The organism is Mycolicibacterium sp. XJ662 (assembly GCF_053484035.1).
On sequence record NZ_JBEFTL010000009.1, the window covers coordinates 198,086 to 216,908 of the forward strand.

General features: G+C 69.8%; 19 protein-coding genes. 14 read left to right on the top strand and 5 right to left on the bottom strand.

What is annotated here, in order from left to right; translation table 11 throughout:
* The first annotated feature begins 246 nt into the window (after positions 1–246).
* The 5 genes from mihF to metK all read left to right on the top strand — a co-directional run bounded on the left by mihF (position 247) and on the right by metK (position 4,182).
* Positions 247–561 (top strand): integration host factor, actinobacterial type, encoded by a 315-nt coding sequence (mihF, locus tag ABQE93_RS21540; protein ID WP_006244838.1) that lies wholly within the window; start codon positions 247–249, stop codon positions 559–561.
* A 16-nt stretch (positions 562–577) separates the two neighbouring features.
* Positions 578–1,153 (top strand): guanylate kinase, encoded by a 576-nt coding sequence (gene gmk / locus ABQE93_RS21545; RefSeq protein ID WP_448410376.1) that lies wholly within the window; start codon positions 578–580, stop codon positions 1,151–1,153.
* Positions 1,154–1,303: 150 nt separating this feature from the next.
* Positions 1,304–1,573, top strand: a complete 270-nt coding sequence (gene rpoZ, locus ABQE93_RS21550) for a DNA-directed RNA polymerase subunit omega (protein ID WP_230982522.1) — start codon at positions 1,304–1,306, stop codon at positions 1,571–1,573.
* A gap of 19 nt (positions 1,574–1,592) precedes the next feature.
* Positions 1,593–2,849 (top strand): bifunctional phosphopantothenoylcysteine decarboxylase/phosphopantothenate--cysteine ligase CoaBC, encoded by a 1,257-nt coding sequence (coaBC, locus tag ABQE93_RS21555; RefSeq protein ID WP_448410377.1) that lies wholly within the window; start codon positions 1,593–1,595, stop codon positions 2,847–2,849.
* A 124-nt stretch (positions 2,850–2,973) separates the two neighbouring features.
* The gene (gene metK / locus ABQE93_RS21560; protein ID WP_448410380.1) at positions 2,974–4,182 is read left to right on the top strand and encodes a methionine adenosyltransferase; all 1,209 of its coding nucleotides are present in this window, start codon (positions 2,974–2,976) and stop codon (positions 4,180–4,182) included.
* 4 nt (positions 4,183–4,186) lie between these two features.
* On the opposite strand, the gene ABQE93_RS21565 is transcribed toward metK, so the two are convergent.
* Positions 4,187–5,692: a flavin-containing monooxygenase gene (locus tag ABQE93_RS21565; RefSeq protein ID WP_448410382.1), complete on the bottom strand. Its 1,506-nt coding sequence runs from the start codon at positions 5,690–5,692 to the stop codon at positions 4,187–4,189.
* A gap of 9 nt (positions 5,693–5,701) precedes the next feature.
* Complete coding sequence (locus ABQE93_RS21570; protein WP_448410384.1) at positions 5,702–6,649, bottom strand: alpha/beta hydrolase; 948 nt, start codon at positions 6,647–6,649, stop codon at positions 5,702–5,704.
* Here ABQE93_RS21570 and ABQE93_RS21575 point away from each other — a divergent pair.
* From ABQE93_RS21575 to ribD, 8 genes are all read left to right on the top strand, one after another.
* A complete protein-coding gene (locus ABQE93_RS21575; protein WP_448410386.1) occupies positions 6,648–7,403 on the top strand; it encodes a lysoplasmalogenase in 756 nt (251 codons plus the stop codon). The two genes, ABQE93_RS21570 and ABQE93_RS21575, sit on opposite strands and share 2 nt — an antisense overlap.
* Positions 7,390–9,399 carry a primosomal protein N' gene (locus ABQE93_RS21580; RefSeq protein ID WP_448410388.1) on the top strand — a complete coding sequence of 670 codons (2,010 nt, stop codon included), beginning with the start codon at positions 7,390–7,392 and terminating at the stop codon, positions 9,397–9,399. Before ABQE93_RS21575 ends, ABQE93_RS21580 begins: the two co-directional genes overlap by 14 nt.
* A 25-nt stretch (positions 9,400–9,424) precedes the next feature.
* The gene (locus tag ABQE93_RS21585) at positions 9,425–11,230 is read left to right on the top strand and encodes a DUF2207 domain-containing protein (protein ID WP_448410390.1); all 1,806 of its coding nucleotides are present in this window, start codon (positions 9,425–9,427) and stop codon (positions 11,228–11,230) included.
* On the top strand, positions 11,224–11,760 hold the full coding sequence (locus ABQE93_RS21590) for a LemA family protein (RefSeq protein ID WP_448410392.1): 537 nt from the start codon (positions 11,224–11,226) through the stop codon (positions 11,758–11,760). Before ABQE93_RS21585 ends, ABQE93_RS21590 begins: the two co-directional genes overlap by 7 nt.
* Before the next feature lie 112 nt (positions 11,761–11,872).
* Positions 11,873–12,802, top strand: coding sequence for a methionyl-tRNA formyltransferase (fmt, locus tag ABQE93_RS21595; RefSeq protein WP_448410394.1), 930 nt, complete (start codon positions 11,873–11,875; stop codon positions 12,800–12,802).
* Positions 12,799–14,178, top strand: a complete 1,380-nt coding sequence (locus tag ABQE93_RS21600; RefSeq protein WP_448410396.1) for an RsmB/NOP family class I SAM-dependent RNA methyltransferase — start codon at positions 12,799–12,801, stop codon at positions 14,176–14,178. Before fmt ends, ABQE93_RS21600 begins: the two co-directional genes overlap by 4 nt.
* 5 nt (positions 14,179–14,183) lie before the next feature.
* Positions 14,184–14,858 (top strand): ribulose-phosphate 3-epimerase, encoded by a 675-nt coding sequence (gene rpe / locus ABQE93_RS21605; RefSeq protein WP_448410398.1) that lies wholly within the window; start codon positions 14,184–14,186, stop codon positions 14,856–14,858.
* Complete coding sequence (gene ribD, locus ABQE93_RS21610; RefSeq protein ID WP_448410400.1) at positions 14,855–15,856, top strand: bifunctional diaminohydroxyphosphoribosylaminopyrimidine deaminase/5-amino-6-(5-phosphoribosylamino)uracil reductase RibD; 1,002 nt, start codon at positions 14,855–14,857, stop codon at positions 15,854–15,856. Before rpe ends, ribD begins: the two co-directional genes overlap by 4 nt.
* Here the strand turns inward: ribD and ABQE93_RS21615 are convergent.
* From ABQE93_RS21615 to ABQE93_RS21625, 3 genes are read right to left on the bottom strand one after another with little or no spacing between them, the layout of a single operon-like run.
* The gene (locus ABQE93_RS21615; RefSeq protein ID WP_448410401.1) at positions 15,853–16,860 is read right to left on the bottom strand and encodes an ATP-binding cassette domain-containing protein; all 1,008 of its coding nucleotides are present in this window, start codon (positions 16,858–16,860) and stop codon (positions 15,853–15,855) included. The genes ribD and ABQE93_RS21615 overlap by 4 nt on opposite strands.
* A 2-nt stretch (positions 16,861–16,862) precedes the next feature.
* Positions 16,863–17,912: an ABC transporter permease gene (locus ABQE93_RS21620; RefSeq protein ID WP_448410403.1), complete on the bottom strand. Its 1,050-nt coding sequence runs from the start codon at positions 17,910–17,912 to the stop codon at positions 16,863–16,865.
* Positions 17,913–17,959: 47 nt separating this feature from the next.
* Positions 17,960–18,523: a type 1 glutamine amidotransferase domain-containing protein gene (locus ABQE93_RS21625; protein ID WP_448410405.1), complete on the bottom strand. Its 564-nt coding sequence runs from the start codon at positions 18,521–18,523 to the stop codon at positions 17,960–17,962.
* A 129-nt stretch (positions 18,524–18,652) separates the two neighbouring features.
* Between ABQE93_RS21625 and ABQE93_RS21630 the strand changes: the two genes are divergently transcribed.
* Positions 18,653–18,808, top strand: a complete 156-nt coding sequence (locus ABQE93_RS21630; protein WP_448410407.1) for a hypothetical protein — start codon at positions 18,653–18,655, stop codon at positions 18,806–18,808.
* The last annotated feature ends 15 nt before the right edge of the window (positions 18,809–18,823 follow it).

Sequence of the window (18,823 nt, forward strand, 5' to 3'; positions counted from 1 at the left end):
TACGAAATCCGTTGAGTGCTAGGAAATTCCGCTCGATCGCCGCCCGATTACGCGCTTGCCGCGTTGAGCGCCGCGGCCCGGCGTCTGGCGGCCCACCGCCTTACACGCTGGGCTTTTGGCCCCGCAACCGGGGGGTGGGGTTCGCATTCGTCAGGATGCGTGGGTACGGTCGTCGTCGCTGGCTGTTGTGGACTTGTCCGAGCAGCCGATTTCAAACAATTGATGGTGATGAGACGGAGGAACCCCGTGGCCCTTCCCCAGTTGACCGACGAACAGCGCGCGGCCGCGTTGGAGAAGGCTGCCGCCGCACGTCGAATCCGGGCCGAACTCAAGGATCGGCTCAAGCGCGGTGGCACCAACCTCAAGCAGGTGCTCAAGGACGCCGAGACCGACGAGGTCCTCGGCAAGATGAAGGTTTCCGCACTGCTGGAGGCCCTGCCCAAGGTGGGCAAGGTCAAGGCGCAGGAGATCATGACCGAGCTCGAGATCGCCCCCACCCGCCGACTGCGCGGCCTGGGCGATCGTCAGCGCAAGGCGCTGCTGGAAAAGTTCGACCAGTAGTTCCCGGACGCAGAAGTTGAGCGCCGGCCGAGGGGCCGGCCGGGTAGTTGTGCTGTCCGGCCCCTCTGCCGTCGGGAAATCGACGCTCGTGCGCTGTCTGCGCGAACGCATTCCCGACCTGTACTTCAGCGTGTCGGTCACCACCAGGGCGCCTCGCCCCGGCGAGGTCGACGGTGTCGACTACGCGTTTATCACCGATGAACAGTTCGCCCAGCTGATCGACAGCGGGGCCCTGCTGGAGTGGGCCGAAATCCACGGGGGCCTGCACCGCTCCGGCACCCCTGCGCAGCCCGTGCGCGACGCCACGGCGGCCGGTCATCCCGTCCTCATCGAGGTGGACCTCGCCGGTGCGAGGTCCGTCAAGCAGGCGATGCCCGAGGTCCTCACCGTGTTCGTCGCGCCGCCGGACTGGGCCACGCTTGAGAGCCGGCTGACCAGGCGGGGCACCGAAACCCCCGAGGTGATGGCGCGCCGGCTGGCCACCGCCAAGGCCGAACTGGCCGCACAGGGCGAGTTCGACGCCGTCGTGGTCAACAGCCAATTGGAATCGGCCTGCGCCGAATTGGTATCCTTGCTGGTGGCCCACGATTGACCCAGCGCCGAACCGGGCGCAGACGTCCCCGATAGCCACCCTTTAGTCACAGGCAAACCTAGTCTCACAGACGAACGCCAGGAGAATTTTTACGTGAGTACCCCGCACGCCGATACGCAGCTGGCCGCTGTGGACGACTTCGACACGTCCATGAACGCCTCAGCTGGCGCCTACGACACGCCGCTCGGCATCACCAACCCGCCGATCGACGAGTTGCTGGAGCGCGCATCGAGCAAATACGCCCTGGTCATCTACGCCGCCAAGCGCGCACGCCAGATCAACGACTACTACAACCAGCTCGGCGACGGCATCCTCGAGTACGTCGGCCCGCTGGTCGAGCCGGGTCTGCAGGAGAAGCCGCTGTCGATCGCGCTGCGCGAGATCCACGCCGACCTGCTCGAGCACACCGAAGGCGAGTAGCAACCCAGGAGCGGCCCGCATGGAGCCCAAGCGGATCATCGTCGGCGTCGCCGGTGGCATCGCCGCTTACAAGGCGGCGACCGTGGTCCGCCAACTCACCGAGGCCGGACATTCCGTCCGCGTCGTCCCGACCGAGTCCGCGCTGCGGTTCGTCGGCGCCGCGACGTTCGAAGCGCTGTCCGGCAACCCCGTGCACACCGGTGTCTGGGACGACGTGCACGAAGTGCCGCACGTCCGCATCGGCCAGGAAGCCGACCTCGTCGTCGTCGCACCCGCCACCGCCGACCTGCTGGCCCGTGTGGTCGTCGGACGCGCCGACGATCTGCTGACCGCGACGCTGCTCACCGCGCGATGTCCGGTGCTGCTGGCCCCGGCCATGCACACCGAGATGTGGTACCACCCCGCGACTGTCGACAACGTCGCCACGTTGCGCCGGCGCGGCGCGGTGGTGCTCGAACCCGCGTCGGGCCGGCTCACCGGCGCCGACACCGGTGCCGGGCGGCTGCCCGAGGCCGAGGAGATCACTACGTTCGCCAACCTGCTGCTGGCCCGCGGCGTCGAATCTCCAGCCCTGCCCTACGACCTGGCCGGCGTCAAGGCGCTGGTCACCGCGGGCGGCACCCGCGAGCCGATCGATCCCGTGCGGTTCATCGGCAACCGCAGCTCCGGCAAGCAGGGCTACGCGATGGCACGGGTGATGGCCCAGCGCGGCGCGGAGGTCACGCTGATCGCCGGAAACACCGCGGGGCTGATCGACCCCGCCGGCGTCGACGTCGTGCACATCGGATCGGCCGCCCAACTCAAAGACGCCGTGTCCAAACACGCGCCCGACGCGCACGTGCTGGTGATGGCGGCCGCCGTCGCCGACTTCCGCCCGGTCAGCCAGGCCACCAGCAAGATCAAGAAGGGCCCGGAAAGCGAAGGCGAACCCGTCATCGAGCTGACCCGCACCGACGATGTGCTGGCAGGCGCGGTGCGCGCCCGCGCCGACGGGCAGCTGCCGAACATGCGCGCCATCGTCGGGTTCGCCGCCGAGACCGGGGACGCCAACGGCGACGTGCTCTTCCACGCCAGGGCCAAACTCGCGCGCAAGGGCTGCGACCTGCTCGTGGTCAACGCGGTCGGGGAGAACCGGGCGTTCGAGGTGGAAGACAACGCCGGCTGGTTGCTCGCGGCCGACGGCACGGAGTCCGCGCTGGAACACGGCTCCAAGACGCTGATGGCCAGCCGTATCGTTGACGCGATCGCCGCGTTCCTCGGGAGCGGCGCCGGGTAGCTCGAGGCACGCGCCATGCTGCGGCTAAGGGTTGCGCCGAACCCACGCACACGCTTGGGTGCATCAGGCGGACCAAACCCCAAGACATAGAATTCGTCCAACTAACTTTCGGAAGGATCACACCGTGACGCAAGCTCGGCTGTTTACCAGTGAATCGGTAACCGAGGGCCATCCGGACAAGATCTGCGACGCCATCAGCGACTCGGTGCTCGACGCGCTGCTGGCCGACGATCCCAAATCCCGCGTCGCGGTGGAGACACTGGTGACCACCGGCCAGGTGCACGTCGTCGGCGAGGTGACGACCGCGGCCAAGGAAGCGTTCGCCGACATCACCAACACCGTGCGTGAACGGATCCTCGAGATCGGCTACGACTCGTCGGATAAGGGCTTTGACGGCGAGACCTGCGGCGTCAACATCGGCATCGGCGCGCAGTCACCCGATATCGCCCAGGGCGTCGACACCGCCCACGAGACCCGCGTCGAGGGCGCAGGCGACCCGCTGGACTCCCAGGGCGCCGGTGACCAGGGGCTGATGTTCGGCTACGCCATCAAGGACACCCCTGAGCTGATGCCGCTGCCGATCGCGCTGGCGCACCGGCTGTCGCGCCGGCTGACCGAGGTCCGCAAGAGCGGTGTGCTCGACTACCTGCGCCCCGACGGCAAGACCCAGGTCACCGTCGCCTACGACGGCGTCACCCCGGTGCGCCTCGACACCGTGGTGCTCTCCACGCAGCACGCCGCCGGTATCGACCTGGACGCGACGCTGACGCCCGACATCCGCGAGAAGGTCGTCAACACCGTGCTGGCCGACCTCAACCACAGCACGATGGACACCTCCGACTTCCGCCTGCTGGTGAACCCGACCGGCAAGTTCGAACTCGGCGGGCCGATGGGCGACGCCGGGCTGACCGGCCGCAAGATCATCGTCGACACCTACGGCGGGTGGGCCCGCCACGGCGGCGGCGCGTTCTCCGGTAAGGATCCGTCCAAGGTGGACCGTTCCGCGGCGTACGCGATGCGCTGGGTGGCAAAGAACGTGGTCGCCGCGGGCTTGGCCGAACGTGTCGAGGTGCAGGTCGCCTACGCGATCGGTAAGGCCGCCCCGGTCGGGTTGTTCGTCGAGACCTTCGGCAGCGAGACCGTCGATCCCAGCCGCATCGAGAAGGCCATCACCTCGGTGTTCGACCTGCGGCCCGGCGCGATCGTGCGCGACCTGGACCTGCTGCGCCCGATCTACGCGCAGACCGCCGCCTACGGGCACTTCGGCCGCACCGACGTCGACCTGCCGTGGGAGCGCCTCGACAAGGTCGACGAGCTCAAGGCCGCGGTCTAGGCGCTCAGCTGAACGCGTAGTCGTCGATCGGGAACCGGCGACTGCGCCAGTGCGCCTCCAGCGTGGTGGCCGGCCGTAGCGGCACGTCGCCGTTGACGTCGAAGTAGTAGCTGTTGGCGAGCTTGCAGCTGTCCTGCCAGAAGATCTGGCGATGCCGTTTGCGCATCATCTCGGCGAAGTAGCGGTCGTTGGCTTCCTGTTTCACCTCGACGCGGGTGGCGTGGTTACGCCGGGCGTGGGTCAGACACCGCACGATGTGGTGGGTCTGGGCCTCGATGAGCGCGAAGTAGGAGCTTCCGACGTACCCGTACGGCCCGAACACGGTGAAGAAGTTCGGGAAGCCGGGCGCGCTGACGCCCTCGTAGGCCTGCAGCCGCTGCTCGTTCCAGTAGCTCGACAACGAGCGGCCCCCCGGGCCGGTGACCGCATAGGTCGGCACGCTGTCGGGGTCCATCACCTTGAACCCGGTCGCCAGGATGAGCACGTCGATGTCGCGGGTCTGCCCGTCGGCGGTCGCCACCCCGGTACCGGTGATCTTGTCGATCGGTTCGGTCACCAGCTCGACGTTGTCGCGGTTGTACGTCGACAGGTAGGTGTTGTGAAACCCTGGCCGCTTGCACCCGACGGCGTAGCGCGGGGTGAGCTTGTCGCGGACCTGCGGGTCGTCGACCTCTTTGCGCAGGTAGTACTTGCCGATGTTCGCCATCCGCTTGGCCATCGGGTTGACCGTGAAGTACTGCGCGGGCAGCGTGAACGTGAGCTCGACGTAGGCCTGGCTGATCAGCCGCTGCAACGTGTGACCGCCCGGCAGCCGCATCAACGCCCGCAACGCCGGTGACAGCGGCACGTCGAACTTCGGGAAGCACCAGATCGGGGTGCGCTGAAATACGGTGAGCTGCTCCACGATCGGCGCGATCTCCGGAATCACCTGAACCGCTGAGGCGCCGGTGCCGATGACCGCGACGCGTTTACCGGTGAGGTCCAGGTCGTGATCCCAGCGTGCGGTGTGCATGGTGACACCGGTGAACGAGTCGACACCGTCGATGTCGGGTGAGTTCGGGGTGATCAGCACGCCGCAGGCGTTGATCAGGTAGCGCGCGGTGACGACGCCCCCGGGATCGGTGCGGATCTGCCACAGGTCGGCGTCGTCGTCGAAGTCGGCGGTCAGCACCTTGGTGTTGAACCGGATCTTGGGCGCCAGCCCGTACTTGTCCACGCAGTGCTCAGCGTAGGCCCGCAGTTCGTGGCCGGGCGCGTAGCTGCGCGTCCAGTCCGCGCTCTTCTCGAACGAGAACTGGTAGGAGAACGACGGAATGTCCACGGCGATACCGGGATAGGTGTTCCAGTACCACGTGCCGCCGGGGCCGTCGCCGGCCTCGACCACCAGGTAGTTGCCGAGCCCGGCCTGGTCCAGCTTGATCGCCGCGCCGATACCGGAGAAGCCGGCGCCGACGATGACGGTGTCGTAGTCCGGGTCGATACCCGGCCGCGCTGCCGTCGAATCGGTCATAGGCCCACGTTAGCGGGAATGCAGCGCACGGCGCAGCGCCGCCAACCCCCGCTCCATCGCCGCCGTCGCCGCAGGCACCACCCCCGCGTAACCCAGATAGCCGTGGACCAGCGTCTCGGCGTTGTGCACCTCGACGGGGACGCCGGCGGCGGTCAGCAACTCGGCGTAGCGCATCCCGTCGTCGCGCAGCGGGTCGTGGTTGGCGACGGCGATGTAGGCCGGCGGCAGCCCGGTCAGATCGGTCGCGCGGGCGGGCACCAGCGTCGCAGGCGGATCAGACATGTCCAGATCGCCGATATACCAACGGCTGTAGCCCTTGCACGCGGCCAGGTTGAGCACCGGGGCGTCGGCGTTCTCGGCGAACGACGGCAACCCGGTGTCGAACGTCGTCGACGGATACCACAACAGCTGCCGAGCGATCGCCGGTCCGCCCGCGTCGCGCGCCAGCTGGCACACCACCGCCGCGAGGTTGCCGCCCGCGGAGTCACCGGCGATGGCCAGCCGGTCGGGGTCGGTGCCCAAATCCGCGGCGTGGGCAGCGACCCATTGCGTTGCTGCCCAGGCGTCGTCGACGGCGGCGGGGTAGGGGTGCTCGGGCGCCAGCCGGTAGTCCACCGACACCACCACCGCGCCTGCGCCGACGGCGTGCATGCGGGCGGTGCCGTCGTAGGTGTCGAGGTCACCGACCGACCAGCCGCCGCCGTGCAGGAACACCACAACGGGCGCGGCCCCGTCGGCCCCTGGCGGCCAGTACACGCGGGCCGGGATCGGGCCCGCGGGCCCGTCGACAGTGCGGTCCTCGGTACGCACCTCGGGATGGACCTCGCGGCGCGGCAGTTCGCGGAACCGGCGGCGCGCGGCGTCGGCCCCTCCTTCGGTTGTCAACTGAAACGGAACGGCCTTTAGTACCTTCTGCAGGATGGCATCAACGGCCGGCTTCTCTTCAGCCACGGACATGGCAACACCGTACGTCTCCCGGCGCACCAAGCTGCTCTGGGTGAGCGCCGCGGTGGTCGCCGCCTGCTACGGGGTGTTTCTGATCGTCACCGCGATCCGGTTGCCCGCCGGTGCGGAGCTCACCGGTCAGTTCACCCTGCAACCGGCGGCCAAGGCGCTGGCCGCGGTGCTGCTGGCCGTCGCGGCCGTCAGCCATCCGATCGCGCGGGAACGACGCTGGCTGATCGGCGCCCTGCTGTTCTCGGCCGCCGGCGATTTCCTGTTGGCGCTGCCGTGGTGGGAGCCGTCGTTCGTGCTGGGACTGTCGGCGTTTCTGGTGGCCCACCTGTGTTTTCTGGGTGCGCTCGTGCCGCTGATCGAGCGGACGGCGCCGGGGGTGGCGTTTGCGACGGTCACGATCGCCGCCTGTGTGGCGCTGCTGATCTGGTTCTGGCCGGGGCTGATCGCGGAGGGGATGGCGGTGCCGGTGGTGCTCTACATCGCGGTGCTCGGGGCGATGGTGTGCGCGGCGCTGCTGGCCCGGCTGCCCACGCCGTGGACCGCGCTGGGCGCGGTGTGTTTCGCGGTGTCCGACGCGATGATCGGCATCAGCAAGTTCGTGCTGGCCCCCGAGAACGCCGAGGCGTTGGCCGTGCCGATCTGGTGGGGGTACTCGGCCTCGCTGGTGCTCATCACCGCGGGCTTCTTCTTCGGCCGGACCTCCGCCGCGAACGTTCCTTACCGCTCGAATTCGCGGAGAAATGTCGAGCGGTAAGGAACGTTCGGCCGCTGCCGAGCATGAGCCGATCGCGCGCGTGCTGCCCATGCTGTCGGTGCCGCACCTCGACCGGGAGTTCGACTACCTGGTATCGGCCGAGCAGTCCGACGACGCCCAGCCCGGTGTGCGGGTCCGGGTACGGTTCTCCGGTCGGCTGGTCGACGCCTTCATCCTCGAAAGGCGTTCGGACACCGACCATGTCGGCAAACTCGGCTGGCTGGACCGGGTGCTGTCGGCGGAGCCGGTGCTCACCCCCGAGGTGCGCCGGCTCGCCGACGCGGTCGCCGCGCGCTACGCGGGTACCCGCGCCGACGTGCTGCGCCTGGCCATTCCGCCGCGCCACGCCCGCGTCGAGAAGCAACCCCAAACCGAGCCGGCGCCGCTGACCGTCAAACCCGTTGACCCCACGGCCTGGTCGGCCTACGGCGGCGGGGAGCGGTTCCTGGCAGCGCTGAGCGACGGCCGCGCCGCCCGTGCCGTCTGGCAGGCGCTGCCCGGTGAGCGCTGGGCCGAGCGGCTCGCCGAGATCGCGGCCGCCACCGTCGACTCCGGGCGCGGGGCGTTGGTGATCGTGCCCGACCAGAGCGACATCGACACCATGCACGCCGCCGCCGTCGCCTACGTCGACGAGGACCGGGTGGTGGCGCTGTCGGCGGGTCTCGGTCCCGCGCAGCGCTACCGGCGGTGGCTATCGGTGCTGCGCGGCGGCGCCCGGGTGGTGATCGGCACGCGCAGCGCGGTGTTCGCACCCGTCGCCGACCTCGGCCTGGCGGTGGTGTGGGATGACGGCGACGACACCCTCGCCGAGCCACGCGCGCCCTATCCGCACGCCCGCGAGGTCGCGATGCTGCGCGCGCACCAACTGCGCTGCGCGGCGCTGATCGGCGGCTATGCCCGCACGGCCGAAGCCCAGGCGCTGGTGCGCAGCGGCTGGGCGCACGACCTGGTGGCGCCGCGCACCGCGGTGCGGACCGCTTCGGCGCGCGTCGTCGCCATCGAGGACAGCGGCTACGCGCAGGAACGCGATCCCGCCGCCCGCACCGCGCGGCTGCCGTCGATGGCGCTGCAGGCCGCGCGCACCGCACTGCATCAGGGCACCCCGGTGCTGGTGCAGGTACCGCGACGCGGATACGTGCCCGCGCTGGCCTGCAACCGCTGCCGCGCCGTGGCGCGGTGCAGGCACTGCACCGGGCCGCTGTCGCTTCCGGACCGCGACACCGCCGGGGCGGTGTGCCGGTGGTGCGGGCGCGCCGACACCGGGTTGCGCTGTGCGCGCTGCGGATCCGACGCCGTGCGGGCGGTGGTCGTCGGCGCCCGCCGCACCGCCGAGGAACTCGGGCGGGCGTTCGCCGGTACGACGGTCATCACCTCCGGCGGCGACGCGATGGTGTCTCACGTCGCCGCGGCGCCTGCGCTCGTGGTCGCAACGCCCGGCGCCGAGCCGACGGCCGCCGACGGGTACGGCGCGGCGCTGCTGCTGGACAGCTGGGCCCTGCTCGGCCGCCAGGACCTGCGCGCGGCCGAGGACACCCTGCGACGCTGGATGGCCGCTGCGGCCCTGGTGCGCAGCCGCGCCGACGGCGGCGTGGTGGCGGTGGTCGCCGACTCGGCGATTCCCACTGTCCAGGCGCTGATCCGGTGGGATCCGGTCGGTCACGCCGAGGAAGAACTCGACGCCCGAACCGAGGTCGGGCTGCCGCCGGCGATGCACATGGCCGCCGTCGACGGGGTGCCCGAATCGGTGCGCGCGCTGCTCGACGCCGTGGAAATGCCCGATGCCGCAGAGGTTTTGGGGCCCGTCGACCTGCCTGTCGGGGCGCGGCGGCCGCCGGGTGTACCGCCGGGGAGCGCCGTGAGCCGGACGCTGGTGCGGGTGCCCCGCGGCGGCGGCCTGGCACTGGCTACCGCCCTGCGCCGCGCCATCGGCCTGCTCAGCGCCCGCCACGATCAGCACCCGGTTCGTGTGCAAATGGACCCGTTGCACATAGGGTAAGGCGCACACGGAACCGGAGGTGGGTATGCGGCGGCTACTCCTGGTGCTCATCTTGTTGGGACTCATCACGTTTGGCCTGCTGTGGCCGCGGCTCATCGACTCGTGGTCGGAGCAGGCCTCCGACGCCGTGGACCCGGTGGTGTTCAGCCAATTCCGTGCCGATTTCACCGTCGCCGCCGACGGCCGCCTCGACGCGGTCGAGACCATCACCGCCGAGTTCCCCAGCGGACGCCACGGGCTGTTCCGGTACTGGGATGTCGCCAACCCCAACGTTCCCGGCATCCGGCAGCGACCGCAGATCACCTCGATCCTGCTCGACGGCGAACCGGCCATGCACGAGATGCTGTGGGAGAACGGCACGCGCTTTCGGGTCGCCAAGATCGGCGACCCCGACGTGTACCTGAGCCCGGGCACCCACGTCTTCGAGATCCGCTACACCATCGACGGGGTGCTCGACCCGGCCGACATCGGTGCCGACAGGCGGTTCGCGACGTCGGTCGGTTCGGCCGAAACCGCGGAGTCGGTGTTCTTCTGGAACGTGATCGCCCCGTCGTGGAACAACCGGATCCAGCGCGCCGACATCTCGATCACCCTGCCCGGCGAGGTCGGCCGCGTGCAGTGTTCCATCGGCGGCGGCGTCGGATCACCGTGCCGCGGTGTCAGCGCATCCGCGGGCACCGTCCAACTGTCGGCGGTCAACCTGCCGCCGCGCACGCCGGTCACGGTGCGGGCGAGCCTGGACGTTCCAGCCCCGCCGCGCCACGCGCTGCCGTGGCCGCAGGCATGGGACGGGGTGCTGGGCCAGTCCGTGTCGGGGCTGGTGTGGGTCGGCGGGCTCACCGTCGCCGCGGCGCTGCTCGCCATGTGGTGGTACGGCCGGATCCTGGAGACCCCGCCCGGTTTTCCGGTGCAGTACAGCCCACCCGACGGGCTCGGCCCGGTCCAGACCGAATACATCCGCACCGAGGACGTGCCCACCAACGCGCTCACCGCCACGCTGTTCCACCTGGCCGAACGCCGGCTGATCGCGCTGCAGCAGATCAGCGACAAACACTGGAAGATCCGCGGGATCGCCGACGAAGGGGCATGGGCCGACGTCGATCCCGTCGGCGTCAGGGTCGGTGCGACGCTCAAGGTGCTGGGGCCCGGTAAGGAGTTCGACGCCAAGCGGACCGTCAAGTCGGGGGAGCGGTTGAGCAAGGCCAAAACCGATCTGGCTGCGGCAGTGCGTAATTGGGCGCTCGACGAGAAACTCATCGTCAAGAAGCGCTCGGAGTGGTGGCTGCGCGCGGCCAACGCGGTCGCGTTCGTGCTGATGATGTGCTCCTTCTTTCGGTGGTTCGGCGTCGTCAACACGCTGTGGGCGGTGCCGTTCGCGGTGTTCTTCCTGTTGACCACGCCGGCCTGGCTGCCCGGTGTCGGCACCCGCCGCACCGCTGCGGGCCGCGAACTGTGGTCGCGCGCAGGCGGATTTCACCGCATGCTGGCCACCGACTCCGCCGAGAGCCGGTTCGACTTCGCGGCGCGCAAGGAGCTCTACACCGCCTACATTCCGTTCGCGGTGGCCGCGGGTGCTGCGGCGCTGTGGGCCAAGAAGTACGAGGCGGTGATGGGTCAGCCTGCCCCGCAACCGGACTGGTATCACGCGCCGGCGTCGAGCGGGTGGGGTTTCACCGGCGGGTCCGGCGGGGCGAACTTCGACAGTTTTGAATCGGCGTTGTCGTCATCGATCAGCGCCTACACCGCCTCGCAGTCGTCTTCGTCTTCCGGCGGCGGCGGAGGCGGTGGCGGTGGCGGCGGCGGAGGAGGAGGTGGAGGCGGATCATGGTGAGGTTGCTGCTGATCGTTCTGCTGGTGCTCGCGGTGGCGGCGCTGGTCGGCTTCGTGATGGGCTACAACAGGATTCGCGCCGCCGATATCCGGGTGTCGGAGGCGCTGTCGGGTATCGACGTCGAGTTGATGCGCCGGGCGTCGCTGGTCCCCAGCCTCGTGCACACCGTGCAGACGTTCGCCGCGCACGAAAAGGCCATCCTCGACCACGTCACCGACGCGCGCGCCGCGCTGGCGTCGGCGACGACGGGTAAGTCGGTGGCGCAGCGAAGCGTGGCCGAGAAGGAACTCGACAGCGCGTTGGTGCCGCTGCTGGCGCTCGGCCAGAACTATCCGCAGCTCAACTCGTCGCAGAACTTCCTGCAGTTGCAGAACAGCCTCGCCGACACCGAGGACAAGTTGGCGTTCGCGCGCCAGTACTACAACGACGCGGTCGCCACAGTGAACCGGCTCATCACCACGATTCCGTGGATGTTCGTGGCGCCGTTGGTCGGGGTGTCCGAACGCGAGTTCTACCAGACGCCACGGTGAGCGCCGCCAATTTGTCGCGAGATCTACTCCAGGGCTGTCGCGGGCGCCGAATCGCGACCATGGTGTAGATCTCGCGACAGCAGCGCCGCCGTCGTCTCACTAGACTGGCTCGGTGCGCATCGTCTTCGCCGGCACCCCGGAACCCGCCCTGCCGTCGCTGCGCCGGCTTCTCGAATCGCCACGCCACGACGTCGTCGCGGTGCTGACCCGCCCCGACGCCGCCGCGGGCCGGCGGGGCAAACCCGCACCGTCGCCGGTGGCTCGCGTCGCGCTCGAACACGACATTCCGGTGCTGCGACCGGCGCGGCCCAACTCCGATGAGTTCATCGCCGAACTGGCCGAGTTGAGCCCGGACTGCTGCGCGGTGGTGGCCTACGGCGCGCTGCTGAGCGAGCAACTGCTGGCCGTGCCCCGACACGGCTGGGTCAACCTGCACTTCTCGCTGCTGCCGGCCTGGCGCGGCGCCGCGCCCGTGCAGGCCGCGATCGCCGCCGGCGACACCGTGACCGGTGCGACGACGTTTCTGATCGAACCCGCTCTGGACTCCGGCCCCGTCTACGGCGTGGTCACCGAGACCATCCAGCCGACCGACACCGCGGGGGATCTGCTTGACCGCCTGGCGGTTTCAGGCGCTGCGCTGTTGGAGACGACGCTGGACGGCATCGCCGACGGTACGTTGACCCCGGTCCCGCAGCCGTCCGACGGGGTCAGCGTCGCCCCCAAGATCACCGTCGAGCAGGCCCGCGTGCGGTGGGACCTGCCCGCCCATGTGGTGGAACGACGCATCCGCGCCGTCACCCCCCACCCCGGGGCCTGGACGACGATCGGCGACCTGCGGGTCAAGCTCGGGCCGGTGACCGTCGACGACGACGCTGAACCGTTGCCGCCCGGCGCAATTCAAACCGACCGCAAAAGCGTGCGGATCGGCACCGCGTCGCACCCGGTGCGGCTCGGCGTGATCCAGCCGCCCGGCAAGAAGCCGATGAACGCCGCCGACTGGGCCCGCGGCGCCCGACTCGACGACGATGCGCGGGCGACATGACCAGACCCCGCCGCCCCCGACCCCCGCGCCGCCGCCCGCTCGACCCCGCCCGGCGCGCGGCCTTCGACGTGCTGCGCGCGGTATCGGAGAAAGACGCCTACGCCAACCTCGCGCTGCCCGCCCTGCTGCGCGACCGCGGAATCAGCGGGCGCGACGCGGCATTCGCCACCGAGCTGGCCTACGGCACGTCGCGCACCCGCGGGCTGCTGGACGCGATCATCAGCCATGCCGCCGGACGCCCCACCGACCGCATCGATCCGGTGCTGCTCGATCTGCTGCGGCTGGGCGCCTACCAGCTGTTGCGCACCCGCGTCGAACAACACGCCGCCGTGTCCACCACCGTCGAACAGGCCGGTATCGAATTCGACTCGGCCCGTGCGGGTTTCGTCAACGGCGTGCTACGCACCATCGCCGGGCGCGACGAGAGCGCCTGGGTGCAGCAGCTGGCGCCCGACAAGGCCGCCGATCCGATCGGTCACGCGGCGTTCGTGCACGCCCACCCGCGCTGGATCGCGCAGGCGTTCGCCGACGCGCTCGGCGCCGAAGCCGGCCAACTCGACGCGCTGCTGGCCAGCAACGACGCCCGGCCCGCCGTGCACCTGGCCGCGCGCCCGGGCGCGCTGACCGCCGAGGAACTCGCCGCGCAGGTCGACGGCACCGTCGGGCGGTATTCACCGCACGCGGTGTATCTGGGCGGGGGAGACCCCGGCCGGCTGGAGCCCGTACGCGAAGGCGCGGCGCTGGTGCAGGACGAAGGCAGCCAGCTGGTGGCCCGTGCGCTGACGCTGGCCGAACTCGACGGACCCGATACGGGCCGGTGGCTGGACCTGTGCGCCGGGCCCGGCGGAAAGACCGCGCTGCTGGCCGCCCTGGCCGCCGAGCAGGGCGCGGCGCAGGTGACCGCCGTGGAGCCCAACCCGCGCCGCGCCGAGCTCGTCGAGCAGAACACCCGGGGGCTGGCCGTCGACGTGCTGCGCGTCGACGGGCGCGAGAGCGGTCTGAAACCCGGCTTCGACCGGGTGCTGGTGGACGCGCCGTGCACCGGGCTGGGCGCGCTGCGGCGCAGGCCGGAAGCGCGGTGGCGCCGCCAACCCGACGATGTGCCGCAACTGGCCAAGTTGCAGCGCGAACTGCTGGCCGCCGCGATCTCGCTGACCCGCCCGGGCGGGGTGGTGCTGTACGCGACGTGCTCGCCGCATCTGGCCGAGACGGTCGGCATCGTCGCCGACGCGCTGCGCCGACACCCGGTGAGCGCCCAGGACACCCGGCCGCTCTTCGCGCCCGTCGACCAGCTGGGTGACGGACCGTACGTGCAGCTGTGGCCGCACCGGCACGGCACCGACGCGATGTTCGCCGCCGCGCTGCAGATAAGGTGACCAACATGTCGAAGCCCCTGATCGCGCCGTCGATTCTGGCAGCAGACTTCGCCAGGTTGGCCGAGGAGGCCGCCGCCGTGAAGGGCGCGGACTGGTTGCACGTCGACGTGATGGACAACCACTTCGTGCCGAACCTGACCATCGGGCTTCCGGTGGTCGAGGCGCTGCTGCCCACCACCGACATCCCGATGGACTGCCATCTGATGATCGAGGACCCGAAGCGCTGGGCACCGCCGTACGCCGAGGCCGGCGCCCACAACGTCACCTTCCACGCCGAGGCGACCGACAAACCCGTCGCGGTCGCCCGCGACATCCGCGCCGCGGGCGCCAAGGCCGGACTCGCGGTCAAACCGGGCACGCCGATCGAGCCCTACCTGGAGATCCTGCCCGAGTTCGACACGATGCTGATCATGTCGGTGGAACCGGGCTTCGGCGGGCAGAAGTTCATCCCCGAGGTGCTTCCCAAGGTGGGTGTGGTGCGCCGCCTGGTCGACGCCGGCGAGCTGACCATCCTGGTCGAGATCGACGGCGGCATCAACGCCGACACCATCGAGCAGGCGGCGGCGGCCGGGGTGGACTGTTTCGTGGCCGGTTCGGCGGTGTACAGCGCGGAAGATCCCGCCGCCGCCGTGGACTCGTTGCGCCGCCAGGCTGCTGCGGCGTCCACGCACCTTCGATGAACCTCGAGGCCGCGATGCGGCTGGCAGTCGACAAGGCCAACGAGGTCAAGGGCAGGACGTATCCGAACCCGCCGGTGGGCGCGGTCATCCTGGATCGCGACGACGAGGTGGCGGGCGTCGGCGCCACCGAACCGCCGGGCGGTCCGCACGCCGAGGTGGTCGCGCTGCGCAGGGCGGGGGAGCGCGCCGTCGGCGGCACCGCGGTGGTGACGCTGGAACCGTGCAACCACCACGGCAGGACCCCGCCGTGTGTGGATACCCTTGTTGCGGCGGGGATTTCACGGGTCGCCTACGCGGTGACCGATCCGAACCCGGTGGCCGCAGGGGGTGCGGCGCGGCTGGGTGAGGCGGGTATCGAGATGCTCGCCGGGGTGCTGGCGACAGACGTCGCGGGCGGCCCGCTACGGGAGTGGCTGCACAAACAGCGCACCGGAAAGCCGCATGTGACTTGGAAGTTCGCCACCAGCGTCGACGGCCGAAGCGCGGCGGCCGACGGCACCAGCCAGTGGATCACCAGTGAAGCCGCGCGCGCCGACGTGCACCGCAGGCGTGCGGTGGCCGATGCGATCGTGGTCGGCACCGGCACCGTGTTCGTCGACGACCCCGCGCTGACCGCGCGGCTACCCGACGGCTCGCTCGCTGAGCGCCAACCGTTGCGGGTTGTCGTCGGCGAACGCGAGATACCTTCTGATGCAAAGGTTCTGAACGACGATTCACACACGATGGTGATCCGCACCCGAGATCCGAACGAGGTGCTCAAGGCGCTGTCGGACCGCACCGACGTGCTGGTGGAGGGCGGGCCGACGTTGGCGGGTGCCTTGCTTCGGGCGGGGGTGATCGACCGCATCCTGGCTTATGTAGCGCCGATCCTGTTGGGCGGCCCGGTAACCGCCGTCGACGACGTCGGTGTGCTGTCCATCGCCCACGCCCAACGATGGCGCTTCGACGGCCTCGAACCGATCGGTCCGGACGTGATGCTCAGCCTGGTGCCCGCTTAATCGTCTTCGGGGTCCTCCTGGGCTGACAGCGGCCGGTGCTCGATGAGGTCGCGGGTGCCCGATCCGAGCCGTTCGCGAAACGCCTGCACCGTGTAGCCGACCACCACCGCGTCGGTGCGGGCCCGCACCGTCGCCGAGCGGGGCAGGTGAAACAGCGGGCCGAACTCGCCGAAGTAGTCGCCCGCGACGGCCAGCTTGAGCATTTCCTCACTGCCGCCGGGCAGTTCGCGCACGATCTCGAGTTCGCCCTCGGACACCAGATAGATCAGCTGGCCCATCGTGCCCTGTTCGAACAGCACGTCGCCGGCGGCCAACTCCGTCGTCTCGGGGCCCCGGTCGGTGGTGGTGAACCCAGGCACGAGATCGACGACCCGGTCGGCCAGCGGCAGAATCCGGGCGTCGTGGGTGGCGACCACCACGATCCGATCACCGGAGGCCAGCTCGCGGATCAGCTTGAGCACCTCCTCGACCTGGATGAAATCCAGGTGCGCGGTCGGCTCGTCGGCCAGGATCAGCGGCGGGTCCAGCGCGACGGCGCGGGCCACCGCCACCCGCTGCTGCTGTCCGCCGCTGAGGTCGCCGGGGCGGTGGTGCAGCCGGTCGTGCAGGCCGACCCGCGCCAACAGTTGGTCGGCGCGTTTGGACGCCGCCCGCCGTGACATGCCCGACGCCAGCAGCGGCACCATCACGTTCTCCCGTGCGGTCAGGCTGGGCACCAGGTTGAACGCCTGGAAGACGATGCCGACGGTTTCGCGCCGAAACGTCGACACCTCGCGCGCGTCCAGCGCCGTCACGTCGACGTCGCCGAACTTGATGGTGCCCGCGGTGGGGCGCAGGATCGCGCCGAGGCAGGACAACAGGGTCGTCTTTCCACAACCGCTGGGGCCCAGCAGGATCACCAGCGAGCCGGCCGCCACGTCGAGGTTGAGCCCGTCGATGGGGCGTACCGCGTATCCGGCGTTGGCGTATTCGACGACCAGGTTCTGCACCGACAGATCACCCATGCTCACGGCCCTCCGAACGCGACGGCCGGGTCGACCGAAACCGCTCGGCGCAGGCCTGTGGCGCTCGCGATCAGACCGACCACGACGGCCAGCACCGGCAACGCGGCATAGGCCTGCCCCGGCACGATCACCTGCATCGGGAACAACGGGCCGAGCAGCACCGACAGCGCGGTGCCCAGCAGCGCGGCCAACAGCGCCACGATGACTGCTTGCAGGGCCAGTCCGCCCATCACCGCCCGGGTGGTCACCCCAATTGCCTTGAACACCGCAAAATCTCGCAGCCGCTCCAGCGCCGACAGGTAAACCACCGATCCGACGATCAGCGCCGCCACCACCCACAGCAGGACCGCGACGATGGTGATCGAGTTGACCGCGACCCGCAACGGCCGCAGCAGGTCGTCGATCGCGCCGTTGCGGTCGATCGTGCGGTAACCGTCGGGCGGCTGTTCGAGGGTGCCGCGAATTCCGATGGAGGACACCAGTTGTTGGCCGCCGTACACCAACTGCCGGGCGCCGTCGGTGGTCAAGAAGACGTTCGGCAGGTTCGCCAACGCCGTGGAGTTCTCCACGATGCCGACGATGCGCAGCGTGCGCGAGGCGATTTCGACCTCGTCGCCCAGACCGCGCCCCAGCGTGCTGGACACCGCGACCTCTTTGGCGGACACCGGCGCCCTGCCTTCGGACACCGCGGGCATACCGGGACCCCGTTCGGGCGCACCGAATATGCCGATATTGCGGGTGTCGTCGGCGAGCGTGGCGGTGCCGCCGGCGTACACGAGCGGTGCCGCCGCCTCGACCCCCGGCGCGCGGGCGACCCGCGCCAACTCCGTCGGCGCGAACGGCGTCGCACCGACGAACGGCCCGGACGCGCCGGACTTGACCAGGTACTGATCCACTCCCAAGGTGTTCACGGTGCGCTCGGCTTCCCACCGAAATCCGTTGGCCAACCCCGTGAGGACCAGCGTCATCGCGAAGATGATCGCCGTCGACATCACCGCGATGGCGAAACGCCGCCTTCTCCACTGCATGTCGCGGAGGGCGGCCATCAGCATGCCCGCGACGTTACCGAGGGGCGCCGTGTCGTGGGCCTGCTTTGGCGTTACTCCGCGCTGCCTGCGAAGGTCTTGATAAGCGAGTCGCAGAACGCGGGAAGGTCATCGGGTTTACGGCTGGACACCAAAGTGTTTGGCCCGCGCGAGCATTCGACGACCTCCTCGTCGACCCAGTTGGCACCGGCGTTGACGAGGTCGGTCTTGACGCTGGGCCACGACGTCATCATCCGGCCGCGCACCACGTCGGCCTCGACCAGCGTCCACGGCCCGTGACAGATCACCGCGACCGGTTTGCCAGCATCGAAGAAGCTCTTCGTGAGCGCGACCGCCGCAGCGTTGGTGCGCAGGAAGTCCGGGTTGGCGACACCGCCGGGCAGCACCAGCGCGTCATACTCCGAAACCGACACGGCGTCAGCCGACTTGTCGGCCTCGAAGGTGTCCGCCGGGGTCAGATGGTTGAACGCCTGGATCTTGCCGACCTCGGTCGATACGAGTTCCGGAGTTCCACCGGCCTGCTCCACCGCTTTCCACGGTTCGGTCAACTCGACCTGCTCGACGCCCTCCGGCGCGACCAGAAACGCTATTTTCTTACCGTTCAGTGAACTTGACATGACTTTTCTCCCGTGACGTTGTGCTCAACGGCACGCATACCCGCCGGTTCGGGCAGCCAATCGAGGCGCCTGCGTCGGTACACTCGTACCGGAATCACTGTTGTGCGAGCACAACGGGGAGGAGCGAGTATGACTACTGCATTGCCGGCTTGGCTCAACTTTCGAACCATCGGCCCCCGCAGCCTGACGTCGCTGGTCTGCAACGTCCTGGGCGAGCGGCCCGGCCAGGAGGCGGGGCGCCCCACCGAACCGGTCCTGATCCAGCCAGGTCTCGAACGCTGCTGAGCGTGACCGCCTAGC